The organism is Streptomyces similanensis (assembly GCF_039543625.1).
GTDB lineage: Bacteria > Actinomycetota > Actinomycetes > Streptomycetales > Streptomycetaceae > Streptomyces > Streptomyces similanensis.
The window spans coordinates 147,125-169,161 of the sequence record NZ_BAABKC010000044.1 but is presented as its reverse complement, the minus strand read 5'-3'; the positions used below and the strand labels follow the sequence as shown (position 1 = coordinate 169,161).

Annotated in this window: 16 protein-coding genes; 1 reads left to right on the top strand and 15 read right to left on the bottom strand. The window is 73.7% G+C overall.

All coding sequences use genetic code 11. From position 1 onward, the window contains the following. Positions 1 to 169: 169 nt before the first annotated feature. The 15 genes from ABEB07_RS14960 to ABEB07_RS14890 all read right to left on the bottom strand — a co-directional run bounded on the left by ABEB07_RS14960 (position 170) and on the right by ABEB07_RS14890 (position 20,478). The gene (locus tag ABEB07_RS14960) at positions 170 to 2,650 is read right to left on the bottom strand and encodes an ABC transporter permease (protein WP_345668758.1); all 2,481 of its coding nucleotides are present in this window, start codon (positions 2,648 to 2,650) and stop codon (positions 170 to 172) included. Between the two features lie 5 nt (positions 2,651 to 2,655). Next, the gene (locus ABEB07_RS14955; protein WP_345668757.1) at positions 2,656 to 3,405 is read right to left on the bottom strand and encodes an ABC transporter ATP-binding protein; all 750 of its coding nucleotides are present in this window, start codon (positions 3,403 to 3,405) and stop codon (positions 2,656 to 2,658) included. Beyond that, the gene (locus ABEB07_RS14950; protein WP_345668756.1) at positions 3,398 to 4,801 is read right to left on the bottom strand and encodes an MFS transporter; all 1,404 of its coding nucleotides are present in this window, start codon (positions 4,799 to 4,801) and stop codon (positions 3,398 to 3,400) included. The genes ABEB07_RS14955 and ABEB07_RS14950 overlap by 8 nt, the downstream gene beginning before the upstream one ends. Next, positions 4,798 to 5,718: an ornithine carbamoyltransferase gene (locus tag ABEB07_RS14945; RefSeq protein ID WP_345668755.1), complete on the bottom strand. Its 921-nt coding sequence runs from the start codon at positions 5,716 to 5,718 to the stop codon at positions 4,798 to 4,800. The genes ABEB07_RS14950 and ABEB07_RS14945 overlap by 4 nt, the downstream gene beginning before the upstream one ends. Positions 5,719 to 5,827: 109 nt before the next feature. Further along, positions 5,828 to 10,696 carry an amino acid adenylation domain-containing protein gene (locus ABEB07_RS14940; RefSeq protein ID WP_345668754.1) on the bottom strand — a complete coding sequence of 1,623 codons (4,869 nt, stop codon included), beginning with the start codon at positions 10,694 to 10,696 and terminating at the stop codon, positions 5,828 to 5,830. Positions 10,697 to 10,762: 66 nt separating this feature from the next. Continuing rightward, positions 10,763 to 11,785: a 2,3-diaminopropionate biosynthesis protein SbnB gene (gene sbnB, locus ABEB07_RS14935; RefSeq protein WP_345668753.1), complete on the bottom strand. Its 1,023-nt coding sequence runs from the start codon at positions 11,783 to 11,785 to the stop codon at positions 10,763 to 10,765. Next, positions 11,779 to 12,813, bottom strand: a complete 1,035-nt coding sequence (gene sbnA, locus ABEB07_RS14930) for a 2,3-diaminopropionate biosynthesis protein SbnA (protein ID WP_345668751.1) — start codon at positions 12,811 to 12,813, stop codon at positions 11,779 to 11,781. The genes sbnB and sbnA overlap by 7 nt, the downstream gene beginning before the upstream one ends. Then, on the bottom strand, positions 12,810 to 14,276 hold the full coding sequence (locus ABEB07_RS14925) for a condensation domain-containing protein (RefSeq protein WP_345668750.1): 1,467 nt from the start codon (positions 14,274 to 14,276) through the stop codon (positions 12,810 to 12,812). Before ABEB07_RS14925 ends, sbnA begins: the two co-directional genes overlap by 4 nt. A 3-nt stretch (positions 14,277 to 14,279) precedes the next feature. After that, a complete protein-coding gene (locus ABEB07_RS14920) occupies positions 14,280 to 14,525 on the bottom strand; it encodes an acyl carrier protein (protein WP_203635092.1) in 246 nt (81 codons plus the stop codon). Positions 14,526 to 14,603: 78 nt separating this feature from the next. Continuing rightward, entirely contained in the window at positions 14,604 to 15,560 is a 957-nt protein-coding gene (locus tag ABEB07_RS14915; protein WP_176149870.1) for a beta-ketoacyl-ACP synthase III, read from the bottom strand. Between the two features lie 180 nt (positions 15,561 to 15,740). Continuing rightward, complete coding sequence (locus tag ABEB07_RS14910; RefSeq protein ID WP_345668748.1) at positions 15,741 to 16,715, bottom strand: TauD/TfdA family dioxygenase; 975 nt, start codon at positions 16,713 to 16,715, stop codon at positions 15,741 to 15,743. Positions 16,716 to 16,819: 104 nt separating this feature from the next. Then, complete coding sequence (locus ABEB07_RS14905; RefSeq protein WP_345668747.1) at positions 16,820 to 17,755, bottom strand: TauD/TfdA family dioxygenase; 936 nt, start codon at positions 17,753 to 17,755, stop codon at positions 16,820 to 16,822. A gap of 58 nt (positions 17,756 to 17,813) precedes the next feature. Beyond that, positions 17,814 to 18,581: a thioesterase II family protein gene (locus ABEB07_RS14900; RefSeq protein ID WP_217711081.1), complete on the bottom strand. Its 768-nt coding sequence runs from the start codon at positions 18,579 to 18,581 to the stop codon at positions 17,814 to 17,816. Beyond that, entirely contained in the window at positions 18,578 to 19,324 is a 747-nt protein-coding gene (gene fabG / locus ABEB07_RS14895) for a 3-oxoacyl-[acyl-carrier-protein] reductase (RefSeq protein ID WP_164589301.1), read from the bottom strand. The genes ABEB07_RS14900 and fabG overlap by 4 nt, the downstream gene beginning before the upstream one ends. 263 nt (positions 19,325 to 19,587) lie before the next feature. After that, positions 19,588 to 20,478 carry a diacylglycerol kinase family protein gene (locus ABEB07_RS14890; protein ID WP_345668745.1) on the bottom strand — a complete coding sequence of 297 codons (891 nt, stop codon included), beginning with the start codon at positions 20,476 to 20,478 and terminating at the stop codon, positions 19,588 to 19,590. A 195-nt stretch (positions 20,479 to 20,673) separates the two neighbouring features. On the opposite strand from ABEB07_RS14890, the gene ABEB07_RS14885 reads away from it, so the two are divergent. Next, positions 20,674 to 21,957 (top strand): adenylosuccinate synthase, encoded by a 1,284-nt coding sequence (locus ABEB07_RS14885; RefSeq protein WP_345668744.1) that lies wholly within the window; start codon positions 20,674 to 20,676, stop codon positions 21,955 to 21,957. The last annotated feature ends 80 nt before the right edge of the window (positions 21,958 to 22,037 follow it).

Here is a 22,037-nt window from a genome sequence, read left to right as displayed (position 1 = left end):
CGCCCGGGGGCGGCCGCGGAGACGGCGCGGCGCCCGCCGCGGACAGCACACGGCCCGGTCCCGCGGGGGTCGGGACCGGGCCGTGTGGGTCCGGGAGAGCTGGAGGGGGCCGGGCGGACTGTGCGTCCGGGAAGACCGCGGGGCGGGCCGCCGCCCGCCCCGCGGCGGGCTACTCGCGGGCGCCGATCAGCTGCACGGCGCGGGCGCGCAGGGCCGCGCCGACCGGAAGCACCGTGCCGACGACCGCGAGCAGCGCGGAGACCACCGTGACGCCCAGGACGACGGTGTACGGCACGACGATCGGGGTGGCGCCGAACAGCTGGTACAGCGCCCCCCACAGCCCGGCGAGGTTGGCGGCGCCCGCGGCCAGCGCCAGCACCACGCCGATCGCCGACACCAGCAGCGACTCGGCGACGAAGAACCGCAGGACCTGGCGCGGTGTGGCGCCCGAGGTGCGCAGCACCGCCAGGTCGCGGCGGCGGTCGGCGGTCGCCATGAGCAGCGTGTTGAGGATTGCGATGAAGCAGAACAGCATGATGATCAGCGCGGTGGAGCGCTGCCGCACCTCGTTCAGGTGCCGTGCGTAGGCGGCCTCCGAGGCGACCAGTTCGTCCCGGGTCAGGAAGGTGGCGTCCGCGCCGGCGACCGCCTTGCGGATGGCCGCCTCGGCCGCCGCGCGGTCGGTGCCCGGGTCCAGGGTGATGTAGGCGCGGCGGGCGAGGCCGTCACGCGCGTACTGGGCGGTGCGGGCGAACCGCGGCGGCAGATAGGCCACGTCCTCGCCGCGCAGCGCCTTGTAGACGGCGGCGACCTTGAGGCGGACGGTGCTGCCGTCGGCCATCAGCAGGGTCTGGGTGGAGCCGACGTCCAGGTGCCACAGGTCGGCGACGGCCATGCTGTCGTCGTTCAGGTCGTCCAGGGAGCCGGCGACGACCTCCAGGTTCATGGCCCGCTTCAGCGCCGCGGTGTCCACCACCATGCCGTCGTTCTCGTCGTAGCGGTCCTCGTCCTTCTCGTAGATCGTGGTGAGCAGGGGGGCGGCGATCTTCACGCCGGGCACCCGCGCCACCCGGTCGACCACCTCGGTGCTGATGCCGGGGGTGCCGTCGGGGGCGAGCGCGTACGGGGCCGTCACCTGGTGCTGGAGGCCGCTGTCGCGGGCCGCGCCCAGCGAGTCGGTCGCGGCGAGCAGGGAGAACGCCAGGCCGACGGTGAGCAGCACCGGCGCGACGGTGGCCGCGGTGCGGCGGCGGGAGGTCAGCGCGCTCTGCCGGACCAGCAGGGCGGTGGGTCCGGCGGAGTTGCGCCACGGCCACATCAGCAGCCGGGTCAGCGGTCCGACGGCCATCGGCGCGAGGATCGCGGCCGCCAGCACCGGCACCATCAGCGACACCACATAAACGGTCGGCGAGAGCACCGTCACCGGGGAGCCGGTGGCGATCCACGCGGTCCAGCCGAGGCCGCCGACCAGCGCGGCCCCGCCGAGCAGGGCACGGCCGGGGGTGACGCCGGTGTCGTCGACGGCGGCTTCCCGCAGCGCCTCGATCGGCTGGACGGCGCCGGCCCGGCCGGCCGCGGCCGCCGCGCCGCCCACCGACACCAGCAGCCCCACCAGGAAGGCGCCGGCCAGCGGCGCCAGCACGGTCCAGTGCAGCGAGGGGGTGATGGTGAACCAGCTCGGCGACACGCCCATGGAGATCAGCATGTCGGCCAGGAGCTGCGCCCCGAACAGGCCGAGGACGACGCCGGCCGCGGACGAGACGCCGCCCACCAGGAGGGCTTCGTTGCGGACCATCTTGCGCACCTGCCGGGGCGTCGCGCCGACCGCGCGCAGCAGGGCGACCTCCCGGCGGCGCTGGACGACGGCGAAGGCGAAGGTGGACGCCACCACGAAGACGGCGGTGGTTCCGGCGACGCTCGCCATCACCGGCACCAGGGTGATGGTGTTGTCCAGGGTCTCGCGGTCCTCGGCCTCGCTGGCGTCGGCCTTGTGCCGGTCCGCGCCGGTGAGCACGTCGGCCTGGTCGCCGGCGGCGGCTTTGACCGCCGCCGGCGGGCCGAGCGCGGCCAGCGCGTCGATCCGCGGCGACAGCCGGGCGGCCTCCTGGTCGGAGAAGAAGACGGCGTCCTCGTAGCCGACCGGGGCGACGGTGCCGCTGACGGTGTACGTCCGGACGGCCGACGCCGTCAGCACGGTCACCTTCGCGCCGGTGCGGGCCTGGTCGGAGGGGACGACGATCTGGTCGTCCCCGGTGGGCGCGGCGCCGGAGGTGAGCCGGTAGCCGCCGAACCGGGCCACCGCCCACGGGTGGCCCACCTGGTCCTTGGGGCCGTCGCTCAGCTGCGCGTAGAAGGCGCGGTCCACGACGGTCTCGCCGGTCGCGGCGACCTTGTCGCGCAGTTCGGGGCTCAGCCCGCGGGCCGCCTGGGGGGAGCGGATGCCCAGGTCGTGCTGGGCCGGGTCCCAGTTCGGCGAGTCGGGGACCACCACGGCGGGCGCGCCCGCGAAGCGTTCCACCGGCCGGTCGGGCAGGTCGAACGCGGTCGTCAGCAGCAGTCCCATGGCCGCGACCTGCGCCACGCCGAGGACCAGGGCGACGACCGTGCCGAGGAAGGAGACCCAGCGGGCCCGCAGGGTCTGGAAGGCCACGCCGATCACGAGGACACCGCCAGGTAGGTCATGCGGGCGGCGACGGCCTCGGCGGTCGGCCGCTGGAGTTCGCCGACCAGACCGCCGTCGGCGAGGAACAGCACCCGGTCCGCGTAGGCGGCCACGTTCGGGTCGTGGGTGACCATGACGATGGTGGTCGTCACCTGGCCGTCGCCCTCGCCCGGACCGGCCAGCTCGCGCAGGGTGGAGAGCAGTTCGCGGCCGGTGGTCAGGTCGAGGGCGCCGGTGGGCTCGTCGGCGAACAGCACCGCGGGCCGGGTCACCAGGGCGCGGGCGATGGCCACCCGCTGCTGCTGGCCGCCGGAGAGCTGGCTGGGCCTGCTGCCGGCCTTGTGCTCCAGGCCGACCTGGGCGAGCGCCTCGCGCACCGCCCCGCGCGGCGGCTTGTGGCCCGCGAGCCGCATCGGCAGCCCCACGTTCTGCTCGGCGGTCAGCGACGGCAGCAGGTTGAACGACTGGAAGATGAAGCCGGTGGAGGCGCGGCGCAGTTCGGTCAGCTGGGTCTCGTTGAGTGCCGAGATGTCCTGGCCGTCGATGAACACCCGCCCGGAGGTGGGCCGGTCGAGACCGGCCGCACACTGTAAGAGGGTGGACTTGCCGGAGCCCGAGGGCCCCATGATCGCGGTGAAGCCGCCTCGGGGAAAGGACAGCTCTACGTCGCGCAAGGCGCTGACCGCATTGTCGCCGGACCCGTAGGTCTTGGTCAGCGACTCCAGCCGGACTGCGTCATCCATCGGTTCTCCGCGCTTCCAGTGTGGTGAGGGGATCAGCCGGCGTCCCGTCCACGACGGAGGCCGGTGCGGGCGGGTCCAGCGCCGGCGGCACGGCCGGCTCGGGGGGTGTCAGCGCCGCGTCGGGAGGTTCGGTGCTGTCCGCGCGGTCCTCCCGGGCCGCTCCGGGTCTGCTGAACACGGCGGCCGCCACCAGGGCCAGCACGGCCATCACGGCCGAGAGCCCCATGAGGGTGTGCCGGCTGCCGACCGCCTCCAGCAGATATCCGGTACCGAGCGCGCCGAGCGAACTCGCCCCCGACACCAGGAGCATGACGACGCTGCCGACCCGCCCCTGCATGTCGTTGGGGGTGATGCGCACCTGATAAGACATGCCGGAGACGGTAACAGTGGCTCCTATAAACGACGTTATGTAGAAAAGCGCCCCAAGTGCCATCGCTTGCCGGAAAAACACCGCACTGGGCATCACCACGGCCCAGGCGGTGTGCGCCAGGACCACGATGTGCCGCATCGGCAGCCGCCGGTTCAGCCAGCCGCCGGACAGCGCCCCGCACAGACCGCCCATGCCGCCCGCCGCCATGATCAGACCGATGGTGCCCGCGGCGCCCCCGTCCTCCCTGATCACCACGGCCACCGTCAGGATGAGCCCCTGGAAGACCAGGTTGCTGCCCGCGATGATCAGCAGCGCCGTCCTGAAGTAGGCCCTGCTCCACACCCAGCGCAGCCCGGCCGAGACCTCGGCGCGCAGCCGCCGCCCGCCGGGCCCCTTGCGCGGCGGCGGCTGGTTCTCCTTGCGCAGCCGCACCAGGGTGATCAGCGAGAAGAGGTAGAGCCCCACGCTCGACAGGAACGGCACCCACGCCGACAGACCGAACATCGCCCCGCTGGTCGGGTTGGCGATGAAGTTGACCCCGCGCGAGCGGGCCTCGTTGGTGGCCATCGCCGCGCTCAGCTGCTGGCGCGGCACCACACCGCGCACCATGGCCCGCTCGGACAGCTGGTAGAAGACGGTCATGCTGCTCTGCACGAACGCCACCACGGCGATGTGCGACACCCGCACCTGGTCCCCCGCCAGGGAGGCGGCGACCGTGGCCACGGCGATCATCCGTACCACGACGCACGTCATCATGACCCGCCGCCGGTTCATGCGGTCCACCAGGACGCCCGCCGGCAACTGCACGAGCAGCGACGGCAGCAGTCCGGCGAACCCCACGAGACCCGCGGCGCTCTTCGACCCGGTGTGCCACAGCACCAGCAGGGTGAAGGCCATGCCCGAGCAGCGCTCGGCCATCACCGACATCGCCGAGCCGGTCCACAGCAGCCGGAAGTCGCGGTAGCTGCGCAGCGACGGCAGCTTGTGTCCGCCCTCGGCCGGGCCGGGCGTCAGCCTCTTTCTCATGGACGGCCGGCCGCCCGGCACCACTCCAGGACCGCCATGGCGCTGTGCAGCTTGTGCGTGGCCTGCGTGAACGCCAGGCTCGCCGGGCCGTCCAGCACCTCGGCGGTGACCTCCTCGCCCCGGTGGGCGGGCAGGTCGTGCAGGAACACCGCCTCGGGGCTGTTCTCCCACAGGGCGCCCGTCACCTGGAACGGGGCGAACACGGTCCGCCAGTCGGCGGTCGGCTTGCTGGTGCCGGTGGTCTGCCAGCGGGTGGTGTACACGGCGTCGAAACCGGCCGGCAGCGCGGCCATGTCGTGCTGCTCGGACAGCTTCGCGCCGCTGCGCGCCGCCTGCTCGGCGGCGGTGGCCAGGATGTCGGGCGCCAGCCCGTAACCCGGTGGGGTGCGCAGCTCCAGCTCGGTGTCCGGGTAGCGGGTGAGGGCCAGCGCGAGCGCCGCCGCGCTGTTGTTGCCCTCGCCCACGTACAGCACCCGCAGCCCCTCGATCCGGCCGAAGTGACAGTGCAGGGTGGTCAGATCGGTGAGCCCCTGCGTCGGGTGCTCCTCCGCGCTCATCGCGTTGACCACCGACATCGGCCCGGCCGCGGCCCAGGACCGCAGTTCGTCCGTCGCGTCCGCGGTCCGGGCCACCAGCAGGTCCAGCATCCCGGACAGCACCCGGCCGGTGTCCTCGGTGCTCTCCCCGGTGTTCAGCTGGAGGTCGTCGGGTCCGAAGGTGATCGTCCGCGCGCCGAGCCGCAGCGCCCCGCTGGTGAAGGCGGTACGGGTACGGGTCGAGGTGCGGCGGAAGTAGACGCCGACGATCGCGTCCCGCAGCGGCTCGGCGACCGCCCCGGCGGCGAACTCCGCCCCCCGGGCGACCAACGCGTACAGCTCGTCGTCGGTCAGATCGGTCAGTGAGATCAGGTGACGCATGCAGACGTCCTTCGTTCGGTGGCCTAGACGCTCGGGAAGGGCTGGTACGGCGTGCTCGGTGCCCGCGTGCTCGGTGCTCGGCGCGCGCTCGGTGCTCGGTGCCCGGCGCTCAGGACGAGCCGGCCAGCTCGGCGTCGATCTCGGCCCGGACGCGGTCCTCGATGTCCACGGCCAGCTGCGCGATGGTGGGCCGCTCGAAGACGACCCGCATCGGCAGATCGAGGTCGAAGTCCTGTTGCAGCCGCGCGACCAGCCGCACCGCGAGGATGGAGTGCCCGCCCAGCTCGAAGAAGCTGTCGTGCGTGCTGGCGTCCTTGCCGAGCAGGTCGTGCCAGATCGCGGCGATGCGCTCCTCGGTCGGAGTGCGGGGCGCGGTGTGGGCGTCGGTGCGGAGGGCGTCGGGATCGGGCAGGGCGCGGTGGTCGAGCTTGCCGTTGGGCGTGAGCGGGAGCGCGTCGAGCTGGAGGTAGGCGGTGGGGATCATGTACTCGGGCAGGGTGTCGCTCAGATCCGGTACGGCGCCGACGACGTAGGCGATGAGGCGCTGGTCGTCGGTGGCGATGACGGCGGCGTCGGTGACGTAGGGGTGTGCGGTGAGGGCGGCGCGGATCTCGCCGAGTTCGATGCGGTAGCCGCGGATCTTGACTTGGTTGTCGATGCGGCCGAGGAATTCGACGCTGCCGTCGGTGCGCCAGCGGGCGAGGTCTCCGGTGCGGTAGAGGCGGCTGCCGGCGGGGCCGTAGGGGTCGGGGAGGAAGCGGTCGGCGGTGCGGGCGGGGTCTCCCGCGTAGCCTCTCGCTACTCCGGTGCCGCCGACGTGGAGTTCGCCGACTGCTCCTACCGGGACGGGCTGGAGGTGGTGGTCGAGGATGCGCATGACCATGTTGGGCAGCGGTCGTCCGATGGGGACGACGCCCTCGAAGGGTTCGGTCAGCGGGTAGGTGCAGGTGCCGACGGTGGTTTCGGTCGGCCCGTACTCGTTGATGACCTGACCGTCGCCCAGGATCTGCCGCCACCGCTCGACCAGGGAGCCGGGGAGTGCTTCGCCGGCGACAACGATCTTGCCGGTGAGGGTGCTGATCTGGGTGTCGGTGAGCTGGCCGGAGAGGATTTCGAGGTGGCCGGGGGTGAGCTTGATGAACGAGAACGGTCCCGCGGCTGCCAGAGCCGTTCCCAGATCGGTGAGTTCGCCGTGGAACAGCCAGGTGCGCTGGCCTGTGACGAGGGGTGCCCATAGGTTGGGGACGACGAGGTCGAAGGCGGTGGAGGAGAAGACGGGCGCGCCGCCCGAGCCCGCCGTGGTGAGTTCCTGTGCCGCCCAGTGGATGTGGTTGGTGAGGTTGCGGTGGGTGACCTGGACGCCCTTGGGGCGGCCCGTCGATCCGGAGGTGAAGATGGTGTAGGCGAGGGAGTCCGGATCGACCCCCGTCACGGGCGCCGTGTCCGGCTGGTGGGAGTGGTCCTCGTCCACCCGTACGACGGGGACCGCGAACCGGTCGGCGTACGCCTGTGAGGTCACCGCCACCCGCGCCCCCGCGTCGGCGACCATGCCCGCGATGCGTCCGGCGGGCAGGACGGGGTCCATGGGGACGTAACCCGCACCGGCCCGCCACACCGCCAGCAGCGACACGACAAGGTCCACAGAGCGGTCCAGGAGGACCGCCACCGAGGACTCCGTGCCCACACCTGCTTCGCGCAGCGCGTGTGCCAGACGGTTGGCCCGGACGTCCAGCTCGGCGTACGTCAGCGTCGTGTCGCCCGAGGCGACCGCGACCGCGTCCGGCCGTTCGGTCGCCTGGCGGGCGATCAGCTCGGGCACGGACACATCCGGCACCGTTGCCGCCGAGTCGTTCCACAGCCGCAGCAGGCGGTGTTCGTGGACGGTGGTGAGGTCGAGGGCGGAGAGCGGGGTGTCGGGGGCGTCGGCGACGCTCTGGAGGAGCCGGACGAAGTGGTCGGCCATGCGTTCCACGGTGCTGTGCGCGAAGAGCGCGGAGGCGTACTCGAAGGCGCCGGTCAGGGAGCCGTCGGCGTGCCGCCAGACGAACATCGTGAGGTCGGTCTTGGCGACCCGCCAGGCACCCTGGAAGGCGTCCATGAGCACCCCGTCGGCGGCCACCGCGGTCGCGCCCTCGTCCTGGAGGTCGAAGGCCACCTGGTAGAGGGGGGTGCGGGACAGGTCGCGGACCGGCTGGAGTTCGTCCACCAGCCGCTCGAAGGGGAGTTCCTGGTGCGCGAAGCCGGAGAGCACGGTCTCCCTGGTCCGGTCGAGCAGCTGGGCGAAGGAGGGGTCGCCGGTCAGGTCGGCGCGCAGGACGAGCGAGTTCAGGAAGAAGCCCACGGTGTCCTGGATCTCCGGGCGCAGCCGGCCGGTGACGGGGCTGCCGACGCCGAAGTCCTCCTGGCCGCTGTAGCGGGAGATCAGCGCGGCGAACGCGGCGAGGAGCGTGGCGTACGGGGTGGCGCCGTGCCGTCGGCCGATGCCGCTGAGGGCGTCGGCGAGTCCGACGGGTACGGAGAAGCGCACGCCCTGGCCCCGGCCGTCGCGGCGGGCCGGGCGGGGCCGGTCGGTGCGCAGCTGGAGTTCGGGCATGCCGCGCAGGGCGGTCTTCCAGTACTCCAGCTCGCGGTCCAGGACGGTGTCGTCGGAGCGGGCCGCCTGCCAGGCGGCGTAGTCGGCGTACTGCACGGCGGGCGCGGGGAGTTCGGGTGCGCGGCCCGCGTGGGCGGCGGCGCACAGCTCGCGGATCTCCCGCTCCAGGACGACCGTGGACCAGCCGTCGCTGGCGATGTGGTGGACGGTGACCAGCAGCACGGGGCCGCCGAGCGGGACGCGGACCAGCAGGGCGCGCCACAGCGGGCCCTCGGCCAGGTCGAAGCCGCGGTGGAACTGCTCGCCGAAGAGACGCTCCAGGTCCGGTTCGCCGGCGTCCTCCACGCGCAGTTCGACGGGCCGCGCGGCCACCACGGTCTGCCGGGGCTCCTCGCCCTGGAGGAGGTAGCGGGTGCGCAGCGCCTCGTGCCGCTGCTCCAGGGTGTCCAGGGCGGCGCGGACGGTGTCCTCGGTGGTGCCGGCGGGCAGCCGCAGGAAGAGGGGGGCCACCCATTCGGGGCTGCCGGGGTGCATGCGGTCCAGGAACCACAGGCGGTGCTGGCCGAAGGAGAGCGGCAGCGGCGCGCCGCGGTCCACGGGGACGACCTCGGGCACGGCGGGCCGCGACTCCTCGACGAGGCGGGCCTGCGCCTCCACGGTGGAGGCGCCGAACAGGCCGCGCAGCTGGACGTCGTCGCCGGACGCCTTGGCGAGCGCGACGGCGAGGCGGGTCAGGACCAGGGAGGAGCCGCCGAGGGCGAAGAAGTCGTCGTGCACGCCGACGTTCTCCACCTGGAGGAGCTGTTCCCACACGTCGGCGACGAGCCGCTCGGCGGGGGTCCGGGGCGCCACGTGGTCCGGGGCGCCGGCGGTGGCGTCGGCGGCGGGCGCGGCGGCCGGGTCGGGCAGGGCGGAGCGGTCCACCTTGCCGTTGGCGGTCAGCGGGAAGGCGTCCAGGGCGATGAACCGGGCCGGGATCATCGGCTCGGGCAGCCGGCGGCGCAGGAAGCTGCGCAGCTCGTCGCGGGGGATGCGGCGGCCCGCCACCAGGTGGGCCACCAGCCGGGCGCCGGCGGCGGACGGGTACGCCCCGACCACCGCGCCCCGCACGTCGGGGTGGGCGTTGAGCGCGGCCTCCACCTCGGCCGGTTCGATGCGCACCCCGTTCACCTTGACCTGGTGGTCGACGCGGCCCAAGTAGGCGAGGGTGCCGTCGGAGCGCCAGCGGGCCAGGTCGCCGGTGCGGTACATACGGGCGCCGTCGCCGCTGTGCGGGTCGGGCAGGAAGCGTTCCGCGGTCTGCGCCGGGCGGCCGGCGTAGCCGCGGGCGAGTCCGGCGCCGGCGGCGTAGATCTCGCCGACGACGCCGATCGGCACCGGGTCGAGTTCCTCGTCCAGCACGTACACCCGCACGCCGTCCAGGGGCCGGCCGATGGGCACGGCCTCGGTGTGCAGCTGCGGGTCGAACCGCTGGGCGGTGACGTCGATGGAGCACTCGGTGGGCCCGTAGGTGTTCCACACCGTGGCGCCGGTCGGCTCGGCCAGCCGGCGGCACAGCTCGGCGTCCAGGGCCTCGCCGGCGGAGAAGACCAGCCGCAGGTCGGCGCAGTCGGGCCAGCCGGGCTCCTCGACGAGCAGGCGCAGCACGGACGGCACGCCCTGGAGGACGGTGACGCGGCGCTCGGCGAGGGTGCGCACCAGGAGCGCGGGGTCGGACTCGGCGCCCTGCGGGGCCATCACCACGGCGCCGCCCGCGACGAGGGGTGCGAAGAGTTCCAGGGCGGCGGCGTCGAAGGTGAGGACGGTCTTGTGCACCATGCGGTCGGCCGGGCCGAGGCCCTGGCGCTCCACCGTCCAGGCGACCCGGTTGGCGATGCCGGCGTGCTCGACCAGCACGCCCTTGGGGCGGCCGGTGGAACCGGAGGTGTAGGTGAGGTAGGCGGCGCCGGACGGGTCGGCGGCGGGCAGGTCCGCGGGCGTGCCGGGCAGCGCGGCCAGGCCGGTGGCCGGGTCGTCCAGCAGCAGCACCGCGGCGTCGGAGGGGTCCTCGGGCGCCGAGCCGTGCACGGCCAGCACGAGGCGGGCGCCGCTGTCCTGGATCATCCACGCGGTGCGCTCGGCGGGGTGGGCGGCGTCCAGCGGCACGTAGGCGGCGCCCGCCCGCCACACGCCGAGGAGCGCGGCGAGCAGGTCGCGGCCGCGGGGCAGGCTGACCGCGACCCGCGTCTCGGGGCCGGCGCCGCGGTCCGCGAGCAGTCGCGCGACGCGGTTCGCGTGCCGGTCCAGCTGCTCGTACGTCATCGTCCCCTGGGCGTCGTCGACCGCGATGGCGTGGGGGGTACGGGCGGCTTGGCGGGCGATCAGTTCGTGCAGCGGGACAGACATCTCTTCTCCAGAGGTGTTGATCAGGTGCGGATCTGCGGTGCGGGAGGGCGTTCCACTTCAGGAGCCTCAGGCCGTGCGGCCGGGCAGGAAGCCGTCCACGGTGGTGCCGACGCCGCGGGCGCGGGCCTCGTCGTGCACGAAGCGGGCCAGCGCCAGGTCCAGCACGCCGAGTCCGAACGGGGAGAACACCACGGGCCGCCCGTCGTGCGGCACGGGCTCGGCGGCGCCCTTGAGCAGCGCGCCGAGGGAGGCGTGGAGGAAGCCGCGTCCGCCGGTGTGCGTCTCGGCCAGGTGCGGCGAGGTGTTCTCGCGGCACACGTGGTCCGGGTCGTCGACGACGTTGTGGGCGCCGAGGATCGCGGGCACGGTGAGGTCCCGCAGCGACACGTGCAGGACGACGGCGCCGGGCGGGCAGGCGTCGAGACCGGTGTACGGGGTGGCGGCGGTGGTCGCGAAGGACACCAGGTCGTGCGCGGCGAGCGCCTCGTCGAGGCTGTCGCAGTGCCGTACCCGGGCGCCGGGCAGCAGCCGGGCGTGGTCGGCGGTGAAGCGGGCGGCGCGCCGGGGGTCGGTGTCGTAGACGGCCAGCGAGCCGAGGTGGGGGTGGACGACGGCGAGGAAGCGCAGCACCTCGCGGTTGATGACGCCGGTGCCGATGAGGGTGACGCCGGTGGGCCGGCGGCCGTCCAGCAGGGTGCGGGAGGCGAGCGCGGCGGAGGCGGCGGTGCGCCGGGCGGAGATGAGGGAGCCCTCGATGAGGGCCTTGGGGTGCCCGGTCTCCAGCGAGTTCAGCAGGATGGCGGCGCTGGCCCGCTCGTGGCCGGCGTCGACGTTGCCGGGGAAGGACGAGATCCACTTCATGCCGGCGACCTCGCCGTCCGCCGCGGTGTCCCCGGCGGGCGCGCCGAGGTAGCCGGGCAGGCCGATGATGCGGTCGCGGGGGCGGTCCGGGAAGCGCAGGAAGACGGAGTGCGGCAGGACCGTACGCCCCTCCTCGTGCCGCTCGTAGGCCGCCGCGACGAGGTCCACGACCTCCTTCTCGCGTCCGGACAGCAGTCCGTCCGCCTGCCCGTGCGTGATGATCAGCATGTGCCCACCGCCGGTGTGAGTTCGGGGTCCTGCCACAGGAGCTCGGGGTCCTGCCACAGGTGGGAGACCTCTCCGAAGTGGGCGCGCACCCAGTCGTCGGAGTAGATCGTGTCGAGGTAGCGGTCGCCGCGGTCGGGGAAGACCAGGACGACGTTGCGGCCGGCCGGGATGCGGGCCGCGAACTTGCCGAGCGCGGCGGTGACCGCGCCCGAGGAGCCGCCCGCGAGGATGGCCTCGCGGGCGATGAGGGTGCGGCAGGCCACCACGGACTCCAGGTCGGAGACGTGCACCACCTCGTCGGCCAGCGTCGGGTCGAACAGGGCGGGCCGGACGGCGGCGCCGTGCCCGGGCAGCAGCCGCGGCGCGGAGACGCCGCCGAACAGCACGCTGCCCAGCGCGTCCACCCCCACCAGGGTGGTGGACAGGCCGTGGGCGCGGATGTGGCGGGCGCAGCCGGTGAGGGTGCCGCCGGTGCCGGTGGAGCAGAACAGGTAGTCGACGCGGCCGTCGAGCGCCTGCGCGATCTCCGCCATGGTCCGCTCGTGGGCGAGCGGGTTGAGCGGGTTGGCGTACTGGTTGGGCCAGTACGCGCCGGGCAGGGTGGCGAGGAGTTCGCGCACCCGCTTGATCCGGGCCGGCAGGTACGCCTTCGTCTCCGGGTCGACCTCGGTGACCATGTCGACCGTGACGCCGTAGGCGCGCAGGACGGCCAGGTTCTGCTCGGTGGTCTTCGGGTCGACCACGCAGACGAGGTCGATGCCGAAGTAGCGGCAGATCTGCGCCAGGCCGATGGCGAGGTTGCCGGAGCTGGACTCCACCACGGTGGACCGGCCGGGCACCAGGTCGCCGCCGCGGATGCGGCCCAGCAGCATGGAGAGCGCGGAGCGGTCCTTGACGCTGCCGCCGGGGTTGTGGGACTCCAGCTTGGCGAAGACGCGGGAGCCCAGGCGCGGCAGCAGCCCGGTGAGTTCCACCAGGGGCGTGTCGCCGACGCCGTCGAGGATGCCGTGGAGCACGCGCCCGGTCATGAGGCGCCGCCGGGATGTCCGGAGCCCGCGCCCGCCGTGCCCACGCCCGCCGTGCCCGCGTCCGTTGTGCCCGCGGCGGCCGGACCGGCGCCGAGGGCGAGCAGGGCCCGCCGGTCGTCGCCGCCGGTCAGCGGGACGCGTCCGACCGGACGGCCGGCGTCCTCGACGGCCGTGGTGAGGAACCGGACGTACTGGTCGAACAGCCGCTCCACGGTGTCCCGTTCGAACAGCGCGGTGTCGTAGCGCAGGGCGAGGCTCAGTCCGTTGGCGTCGCTGGTCACCTCCAGGGAGATGTCGCACTGGCCTTCCAGGTGCGGGATCTCCAGGTAGGTGAAGCTGTGCCCGGCGATCCGCAGCGGCACTCCGGCGGCGGCGACCGCGAAGCCGCCGCCGAAGCGGTCGGTGGCGACCATCGTCATGGAGATCCGGTACAGCGGCCCGCCGGACGGGGCGGCCTGCGCGACCAGCGGGTACGGGTAGGTGGCGCGCGCGGTGGCCTGCCGGAGCCGGTCGGCGGCGCGGTCGATGACCTCGCCCAGGGTGTCCGCCCTGCCGACCTCCGCGCGCACGAGCACCGGGTTGACGTAGTAGCCGACGTCCTCGCGGGCCGCGCCGCGGCGCACGGAGGCGGGGCAGGCGATGAGGAAGTCCCGCATGCCGGTCCACCGGTTCACCAGGGCCTGGAGCGCGCCGAGCGCCACGGCGAACGGGGAGACCTCCCGGTCGGCGGCGGTGCGCCGGATCCGCTCCGAGAGGTCGTCGGGCAGCCGCCGCACCAGGCTCGCGCCCTGGTACGACGGGGTCCGCGGCCGGGGCCGGTCGGTGGGGAACTCCGCGGCCTGCGAGCCGGCGCACTGCTCCTGCCAGAACTCGGCCTGCCGGGCGCCGCGGGAGGACTCCAGCAGGGTGCGCTCGGCCGCCACGAAGTGCCCGTAGTCGGTGACCGGGGGTTTGAGCGCGGGGTCCGCGCCCTCGGCGGCGGCCGCGAAGGCGGTGAGCAGGTCGCGCCAGAGCAGCCACTGGGAGAGCGCGTCGGTGGCGATGTGGTGGGTGACGACGAGGACCACCGCGTCCGGGCCGCGGTTGATCAGCACGGCCCGGAACGGGCCCTCGCCGCCGAGGTCGAACGGCGCGGCGACCTCCGCGTCGATCAGCCGGCGCAGCTCCTCGTCGTCGGCGCCGGGCGCCTCGCGCACCGTGAGCCGGCCCGTCCGGCCGGGCGGCAGGACGCGGCGGCGCGGGCCGGCCTCGGTGCCGGCGTACACCGAGCGGAGCATGGAGTGCCGCTCGGTGACCGCGTCGACCGCGCGTGCCAGGATCCCGGGATCCGGCACCGGCTCCATCCGCACCCCGCCGGCGAGGTGGTAGGTGGAGCTGTCGGGAGCCAGTTGGTGGAGCAGCCACAGGCCTTCCTGGCCCACCGAGAGGGGCAGTCCGCCGTCCTCGGGATCCGTGTGGGCCATGGGTCAGACTCCCGCCTTGTGCGCGAGGAGGAAGTCCGCGACGTCGCTGACCCGCAGCAGGTCACCGACCTTCTCGTCGGGGACGGAAAGGCTGAATGCTTTTTCCACGGCGGCCAGGAGGTCGATCCGGGTCAGGGAGTCCATGCCCAGCTCCTCGAAGCTGGAGTCGGGGGTGACCTCGGCCTCCAGGTCGGGCGCGGTGCGCAGGGTGAGGTTGATGATCTCGGCGAGCATTTCGTCTCTGGTCATGGCTCTTTCCGTTTCTGTGAGAGGGGTCGCTCTGGTGCGGGTGCGGGTGCGGGTGCGGGTGCGGGTACGGGGCGGTGGTCAGGGCATGTCGACGACCTGGCCGGCGTAGGTCAGGCCGGCGCCGAAGCCGAGCAGCAGGACCTTCTCGCCGGGGGTGGCGCGGCCGCTCTCCTTGAGCCGGTTGAGCGCCAGCGGCACCGAGGCGGCGGAGGTGTTGCCGGTGTCGACGACGTCGTTGACGACGCGGTCCTGCGGCAGGCCGAGGTTGGCCGTCAGGGTGTGGATGATCCGCTTGTTGGCCTGGTGCGGCACGAACCAGGCGATGTCCTCCAGCGTGATGCCGGCGGCGGCGCACGCCCGGTGCGCGACGTCCGGCATGGTGGCCGTGGACCACTTGTAGACCAGCGGGCCGTTCATGGTGACGTACTCGCGGCCGTCGGCCTTCTCGGTGATGCCGAGCACCTCGTGCCGGGCGCCGTCGCTGCCCCACACCGCCGGGCCGATGCCGGCCGTGTCGGAGCGGGAGACCACGGCGGCGCCCGCGCCGTCGCCGAAGATGACGAAGGTGTCGGGGTCGTTCGGGTCGATCCACTCGCTGGTGCGCTCGGCGCCGATGACCAGGACGTGCCGGGCCTCGCCGAGCCGTACCGCGTTGGAGGCCATGGCCAGCGAGTAGGTGAAGCCGGCGCAGACCGCGTTCAGGTCGTAGGCGCCGGAGTGGGGCAGTCCGATGCGGCTGGCGACCTCGGGGGCCACGCCGGGCATGCGGACCCGGCGGGTGGCGCTGGCGACGATCGTGAGGTCGACCTCGCCCGGGTCGATGTCGGCCGTCACCACGGCCTTCTCGCCGGCGGCCGTCGCCATCGCGGCGATGGTCTCCTCCTCGTCGGCGTGGTGGCGGGTCTTGATGCCGGTGCGGCTCTCGATCCACTCCGGGGAGACCGTGGTCCGCGCGGACAGCTCCTCGTTGGCCACCAGCCGGTGGGGCCGGTACACGGCGAGTCCCGATATGCGTGATCCGTAGGTGGTGAGCATCTCTCTTCCCAACTGCGCGTCGAAGGAGTCGAAGGAGCTGAAGCGGCCGGGGCGGCCGAAGCTGCTTGAAGCGGCCGCGAAGCGGTTCGGAGCGGCCGGAGGCGCCGGAGCGAACCGGGGGCGCCGGAGCGGCCGAGGCGGCCGGAGGCGCCTTGGCGGGCCGGCCGGAGCGGCCGAGGATCAGGCGTCGGACGGCTCGGCCATGGCGACCGCGATCCGGCGCGGCCCGGTGAAGGGCTCGCGGGCGTGCGCGGCCAGCATGTTGTCGACGATCAGGACGTCGTCGCGCTGCCAGTCGAAGCGGACGGACGCCGCCCGGTAGCAGCCGCGCAGATGGTCCAGCACGTCGTCGGGGATGGCGCCGCCGTCGCCGTAGAAGGTGTGCGTGGGCAGGTCCTCGTCGGCGAAGATCGCCCGCAGCCCGGCGGACACCTCCTGGGGCAGCGTGCCGGTGTGGAAGAACGTGGCGTGGTTGAACCACACCCGCTCCCCGCTGACCGGGTGCCGGTGCACCGCGTCCCGGACGGCGGTGGTGCGCAGTCCGCCGTCGGGCCGCCACTCGGCCCGCATCCGGCGCTCGGCGCAGTACGCGGCCACCGCGTCCTGGTCGGAGGTGTTGAACGCCTCCTGCCACGGCACGCCGAAGCCGGGGTGGAAGTTGCGCACCACCTGCCAGCCGCGGGCCTCGAACTCGGCGCGCACCTCCGGGTCGATCGAGGCGAGGACCTGGCGGGTGTCGGCGAGCGGGGTCGCGCCCTGGGTGGTGGGCGGCTCCACGCAGTAGAAGTACAGGGTGCGCGGCCACACCGCCTGGTAGGAGTTCTCGTTGTGCAGGAAGATCTCCTCGGCCGGCGGGTAGTCCGTCGACGTGTACACCTGGCCCTTGATGGTGGAGCGGGGCGAGGAGCGCTCGGCGTAGGTCAGCGGCGGCGTGCCGGAGAAGACGCGGACGATCTGGTCGAAGCCGTCCACGCCGCCCACGTCGAAGCCGCGCAGCAGCAGGGCCCCGCGCCGGGCGAGCAGGGCGCGCAGCTCGGCGCGGTGCTCGGTGAGGTAGGCGTGCACGCCGGTGCCGGGGGCGTCGGGCCGGCACAGGCCCGGCACGGTTCCGCTCCCCGCCCAGCCGGCGGGTGTCTCTTCCGAGGTGATGGTCATGGGCAACTCGCTTGATCGTCGCGGAGTTTCGGGAGCGGGGTCCGGAGCGGGGTCCGGCCGCGGCGCGCTGCGCGCGCGAGGCCGGACGGCGGGCGCCGGGGGCGTCAGTCGGACATCGCCACCAGCACCCGCCGGTCCCCGGTGTAGGGGCGCCGGCCGTGCGCCAGCAGCACGTTGTCGATGAGCAGCAGGTCGCCGGCGTGCCAGTCGACGTCGACCGCGGCGTCCAGACCGCGGTCGCGGACCTGGAGCACGTACTCGGCCGGGATGGAGCCGCCGTCCGCGAAGGTCACCGACTGCGGCAGCTCGTCCTCGCCGAGGATCTGGGCGAGTTCCTTGGAGGTCTCGTCGCCGAGGCCGGCCGGATGCCACTGGTCGGCCTGGTTGAACCACACCTCGGCGCCGGTGACCGGGTGCACGGTGGTGGCCGGGCGCAGCGACTCCACGCGCAGGCTGCCGTCGCGCCGCCAGTCCCACTCGGCGCCGGCGACCTTCAGGAACGCCTCCACCTCACCGCGGTCGGAGGTCTCGAAGGTGTCCTGCCAGCTCTTGCCGAGGCCGTAGCCGTCGTGCAGGTTCTGCACGTAGCGCACCCCGTCGGCGAAGGCGGAGCGCACCTCCGGGTCCAGCGAGGCGAGCCAGAGCGCCGCGTCGAGCACCGGGGTGGCGCCGCCGCCGCCCGGGGTGATCTGGCAGAAGAACGCCAGCCGGGTCGGCCAGGCGTGGGCGTAGCTCATCTCGTTGTGCATCGAGATGGTGAATTCCTGCGGGTACTCGGTCGAGGTGTAGACGTTGCCGCCGACCTTGGTGCGCGGGGAGTTGCCGTGCACGTAGGCCAGCCGGTTGGGCAGCAGCCGGTCCAGGACCGGGTCCAGGGTCTCGGGGGTGATGCCGAAGCCGCGGAACACCAGCGCCTTCTCCCGTACCAGTGCGCCGGACAGGCCCTCCCTCAGGTCGTCCACGCGCCGCAGCAGCTCCTCGGGCCCGCCGCCGTCCGCCGCCTCGATCTCCTTCGGTGCCCAAGCCGTGCTGCTCGCCATGTCACCGCTCCTCTCCTTGCTCGTCCTTGCTCGTCCTGTGGGTGTGCGGGTCGCCGGTTCAGACCGGCCGTGCCGTCGCCAGGCGCGCCAGCCGCTGAGCGATGTCCGCGGTCAGCTCCGCCTCGCGGGGCGCGAGGTAGAAGTGGTCGCCGGGGAAGGAGCGCACGCTCAGGCCGCCCTCGGTCAGCTCCGCCCAGGCGTCGATCCCCGGCCCGCTGACCGCCGGGTCGCGGTCGCCCGCGTAGACCACGAACGGCGCCCGCAGCACGGCCGGCCGCTCGCGCCGGTACGTCTCGATGAGCCGGTAGTCCGCCCGCAGCACCGGCAGCAGCAGCTCGCGCAGCTCCGGTACGGCGTAGGCGTCGCCGCCGAGGGTGCCCAGCCGGGTCGCGCCGGCCACCAGCACGTCGTCCGCGGCCCGGTGCAGCGCGGTGGGCGCGGTGCGGTGTGGGGCCGAGCGGCCGGAGAGCATCAGCAGGGCCGGGCCGGCGCCGCCGGCCGGCCGGTCCTCCAGGCGGGCCGCGACCTCGTAGGCCACGGCGGCGCCCATGCTGTGGCCGAACAGGGCGAGCGGCCGGTCCAGCTCGGGTTCCAGGGCCCGGGAGATCCGGTCCGCCAGCTCGTCCATGGACTCCACGCACGGCTCGTCCATGCGCTCCACGCGGCCCGGGTAGCGCACGGCGAGCACCTCGACGTCGGCGGGCAGCCGGGCCGCCCAGCCGTGGAAGAGCCGGGCATTGCCGCCCGCGTGCGGGAAGCACACCAGCCGCAGCCGCGGCGACGCGGTACGCGCGTAGCGCCGGAACCAGACCCCGGACTCCGTCACAGCGCCATGCCGCCGTCGATCCGGACCACCTGGCCGGTGATGTACGCGGCCTGCGGCGAGACCAGGTAGGACACCAGCGAGGCGACCTCGTCGGGGGTGCCGAAGCGGGCGAGCGGGATACGGCTCATCGCGTCCTTGGCGACCGACTCGGGCACCCCGGCGACCATCTCGGTGTCGATGAAGCCGGGGGCGACCGCGTTGGCCCGCACGCCGTAGCGGCCGAACTCCTTCGCCAGCGCCTGGGTCAGGCCGATGATGCCGGCCTTGGACGCCGAGTAGTTGGTCTGTCCCGCGTTGCCGACGACGCCGGCCACCGAGGACAGCGTCACCACGGTGCCGGTGCGGCGGCGGATCATCGACCGCACCACGGACCGCAGCAGGTTGTAGGTGCCGTCGAGGTTGGTGCGCAGGACGGAGTCCCACTCGTCGTCCTGCATCAGGGCCAGCGGCCGGTCCCGGGTGATGCCGGCGGACGTCACGACCGCCGTCACCGGGCCGAGGCCCGACTCGACGTCGGTGACGAAGGCCCGTACCCCCACCCGGTCGGCCACGTCCACCCGGCGGGTCAGCACGCGGCGGCCCGCGGCCTTGATCTCCTTGGCGACCTGCTCCGCGGCGTTCTCGTCGGAGCGGTAGCAGATGGCGACGTCGAACCCGTCGTGCGCGAGGCGGGTGGCGACCGCGCGGCCGATTCCGCGCGACCCTCCGGTCACCAGCGCCACCTGAGTTGCTTCGTCCGGCATGTCTCCCCCATCCGTTCGGATGGGTCGAGCGTGTGTTCGCTGGCTATATCCGGCCTATAGCCCCCCTGCACCCGCCCCTCACCAACCCCCCACGCAGCCCTCACCACCCGACGGAGTACGCCGCCGCACTCCTAGGCAAGCTGGTGCGCGCCTACGGGAGGAAGCGGCATGACGGTGATGGCAGAGCGCACGTGGCACGCGTCCCAGATGTCGGTCGAGGAGAGGGACCGGGCCCGGGCCGGGGCGGTGCGGGGCGGCCGGGGTCAGCCCGCTGCCTTGTCGGCTGCCGCGCGGTCCGCCGTGGTCACCGGTACCACCAGGCCCCAGGCGCCCTCCCGGACCCGCCAGGTGCGGGTGCGGACCGGGCCGGAGACCGTCGCGTCGGCGCGGTAGCGGAAGTCCGCGCCGGAGACGGTCACCGTGCGGCCCCGCGCCCGCAGCGGCGACACCTCGGCGCCGGGGCCGGACAGCGGCCGCACCTCCACCTCGGCCCGTCCCGCGCCGCCCGGGGCGACCGACACCGCCGCCACCGGCCGGTCCAGGTCCACCACCGTCACCCCGTCCACCTCCACCCGCAGCCGCGCGGGCGCGGCCGGCACGGCGTCGGCGACCGGCCGGGCCGGACGGGCGACCAGGGTCCGCACCAGCGACTGGCAGGTGCGCAGCCAGTCGCGCCCCGCCCCCGGATCGCCCACCGCCCCCGCCGCGTCCCGCGCGAGCAGCGGCGGGATCCGCAGCGCCCCCAGTACCACCCCGTCGCTGTCGTCGACCAGCAGGTCGAGGCGGCGTTCGGCGCCGTCCAGGACCGCCCGGGCCGCCGCCACCGGACCGGCGGGCACGCCCAGCGAACGGGCCAGCGAGACCGCGCCGCCCACCGGCACCGCCGACAGCGCGCAGCCGGCCAGTTCCCGGCGCCGGTGCAGCACGGTCACCGCCCGCAGCAGCGCCCGGTCGTCCCCGATCACCACCGGCCGCCGCGCCCCGCGCCGCGCCAGCGCGCGGGCGAATTCCTCCGGGTCCTCGGGCAGGCACACCTTCACGGCCGCGCCCGCTCCGAGCACGTCCTTCGCGATCCGCACGGACTCCCCGTCCGTCCGCCGGGCGACCGGGTCGATGACCACCAGCAGCTGTTCGGACGTCGGATATGTCGCCACCTCGGTCCTGCCTCGCTTCCTCGGGTAGCATCTTTGTGCAAGAGCCCCTTGCGCTATTGCGCCAGGGGCTTCGTCTATTCCGGGGCATCCGGTCCGACGGTTGTGCGGCCAACGACGGTCGCGCGGTGCACGCGGCGGTGAACCCGCGTACGCCCCTGACCTTGGACATGCCCCGCCCGGAAGGGGTGTACGCGCGTGCCCGCACTTGTGCTGCTCGGTGCTCAGTGGGGTGACGAGGGCAAGGGAAAGGCCACCGACCTGCTCGGCGGCTCAGTGGACTATGTAGTGCGTTATCAGGGCGGCAACAACGCCGGCCACACGGTCGTCGTCGGCGACCAGAAGTATGCACTGCACCTCCTCCCTTCCGGAATCCTCTCTCCCGGATGTACGCCGGTCATCGGCAACGGCGTAGTCGTTGACCCGTCGGTCCTGCTCTCCGAGCTGAGCGGTCTGAACGAGCGCGGCGTCGACACGTCGAAGCTCCTGATCAGCGGAAACGCTCACATCATCACGCCGTACAACGTCACCGTCGACAAGGTGACGGAACGCTTCCTCGGCAAGCGGAAGATCGGCACCACCGGGCGCGGCATCGGCCCGACCTACGCGGACAAGATCAACCGCGTGGGCATCCGGGTCCAGGACCTCTACGACGAGTCGATCCTGACCCAGAAGGTCGAGGCGGCGCTCGACGCCAAGAACCAGATCCTCACCAAGCTCTACAACCGCCGCGCGATCGCCGCCGACCAGGTGGTCGAGGAGCTGCTGGGCTACGCCGAGCAGCTGCGGCCCTACGTCGCCGACACCGTGCTGATCCTCAACCAGGCGCTGGAGCAGGACAAGGTGGTCCTCTTCGAGGGCGGCCAGGGCACGCTGCTGGACATCGACCACGGCACGTATCCGTTCGTGACCTCGTCCAACCCGACCGCGGGCGGCGCCTGCACCGGCGCGGGCGTGGGACCGACGAAGATCGGCCGGGTCATCGGCATCCTCAAGGCGTACACGACCCGCGTCGGCTCGGGCCCGTTCCCGACCGAGCTGCTGGACGAGGACGGCGAGGCGCTGCGCCGGATCGGCGGCGAGCGGGGCGTGACCACCGGCCGCGACCGCCGCTGCGGCTGGTTCGACGCGGTGATCGCCCGCTACGCCACCCGCGTCAACGGCCTGACCGACTTCTTCCTCACCAAGCTGGACGTGCTCACCGGCTGGGAGCAGATCCCGGTCTGCGTCGCGTACGAGATCGACGGCAAGCGCGTCGAGGAGCTGCCCTACTCGCAGACCGACTTCCACCACGCGAAGCCCGTCTACGAGTACCTCCCCGGCTGGCAGGAGGACATCACGAAGGCCAAGACCTTCGCCGACCTGCCGAAGAACGCCCAGGGCTACGTCAAGGCGCTGGAGGAGATGTCCGGCGCCCCGATCTCCGCGATCGGCGTCGGCCCGGGCCGCGACGAGACGATCGAGATCAACTCGTTCCTCTGAGCGCCCGCGCCCGGCGGGGCGACGCGCGCCCCGGCGGGGCGCCCGGCACGGACCAGCCGTGCCGGGCGCCCCGCCGCGCG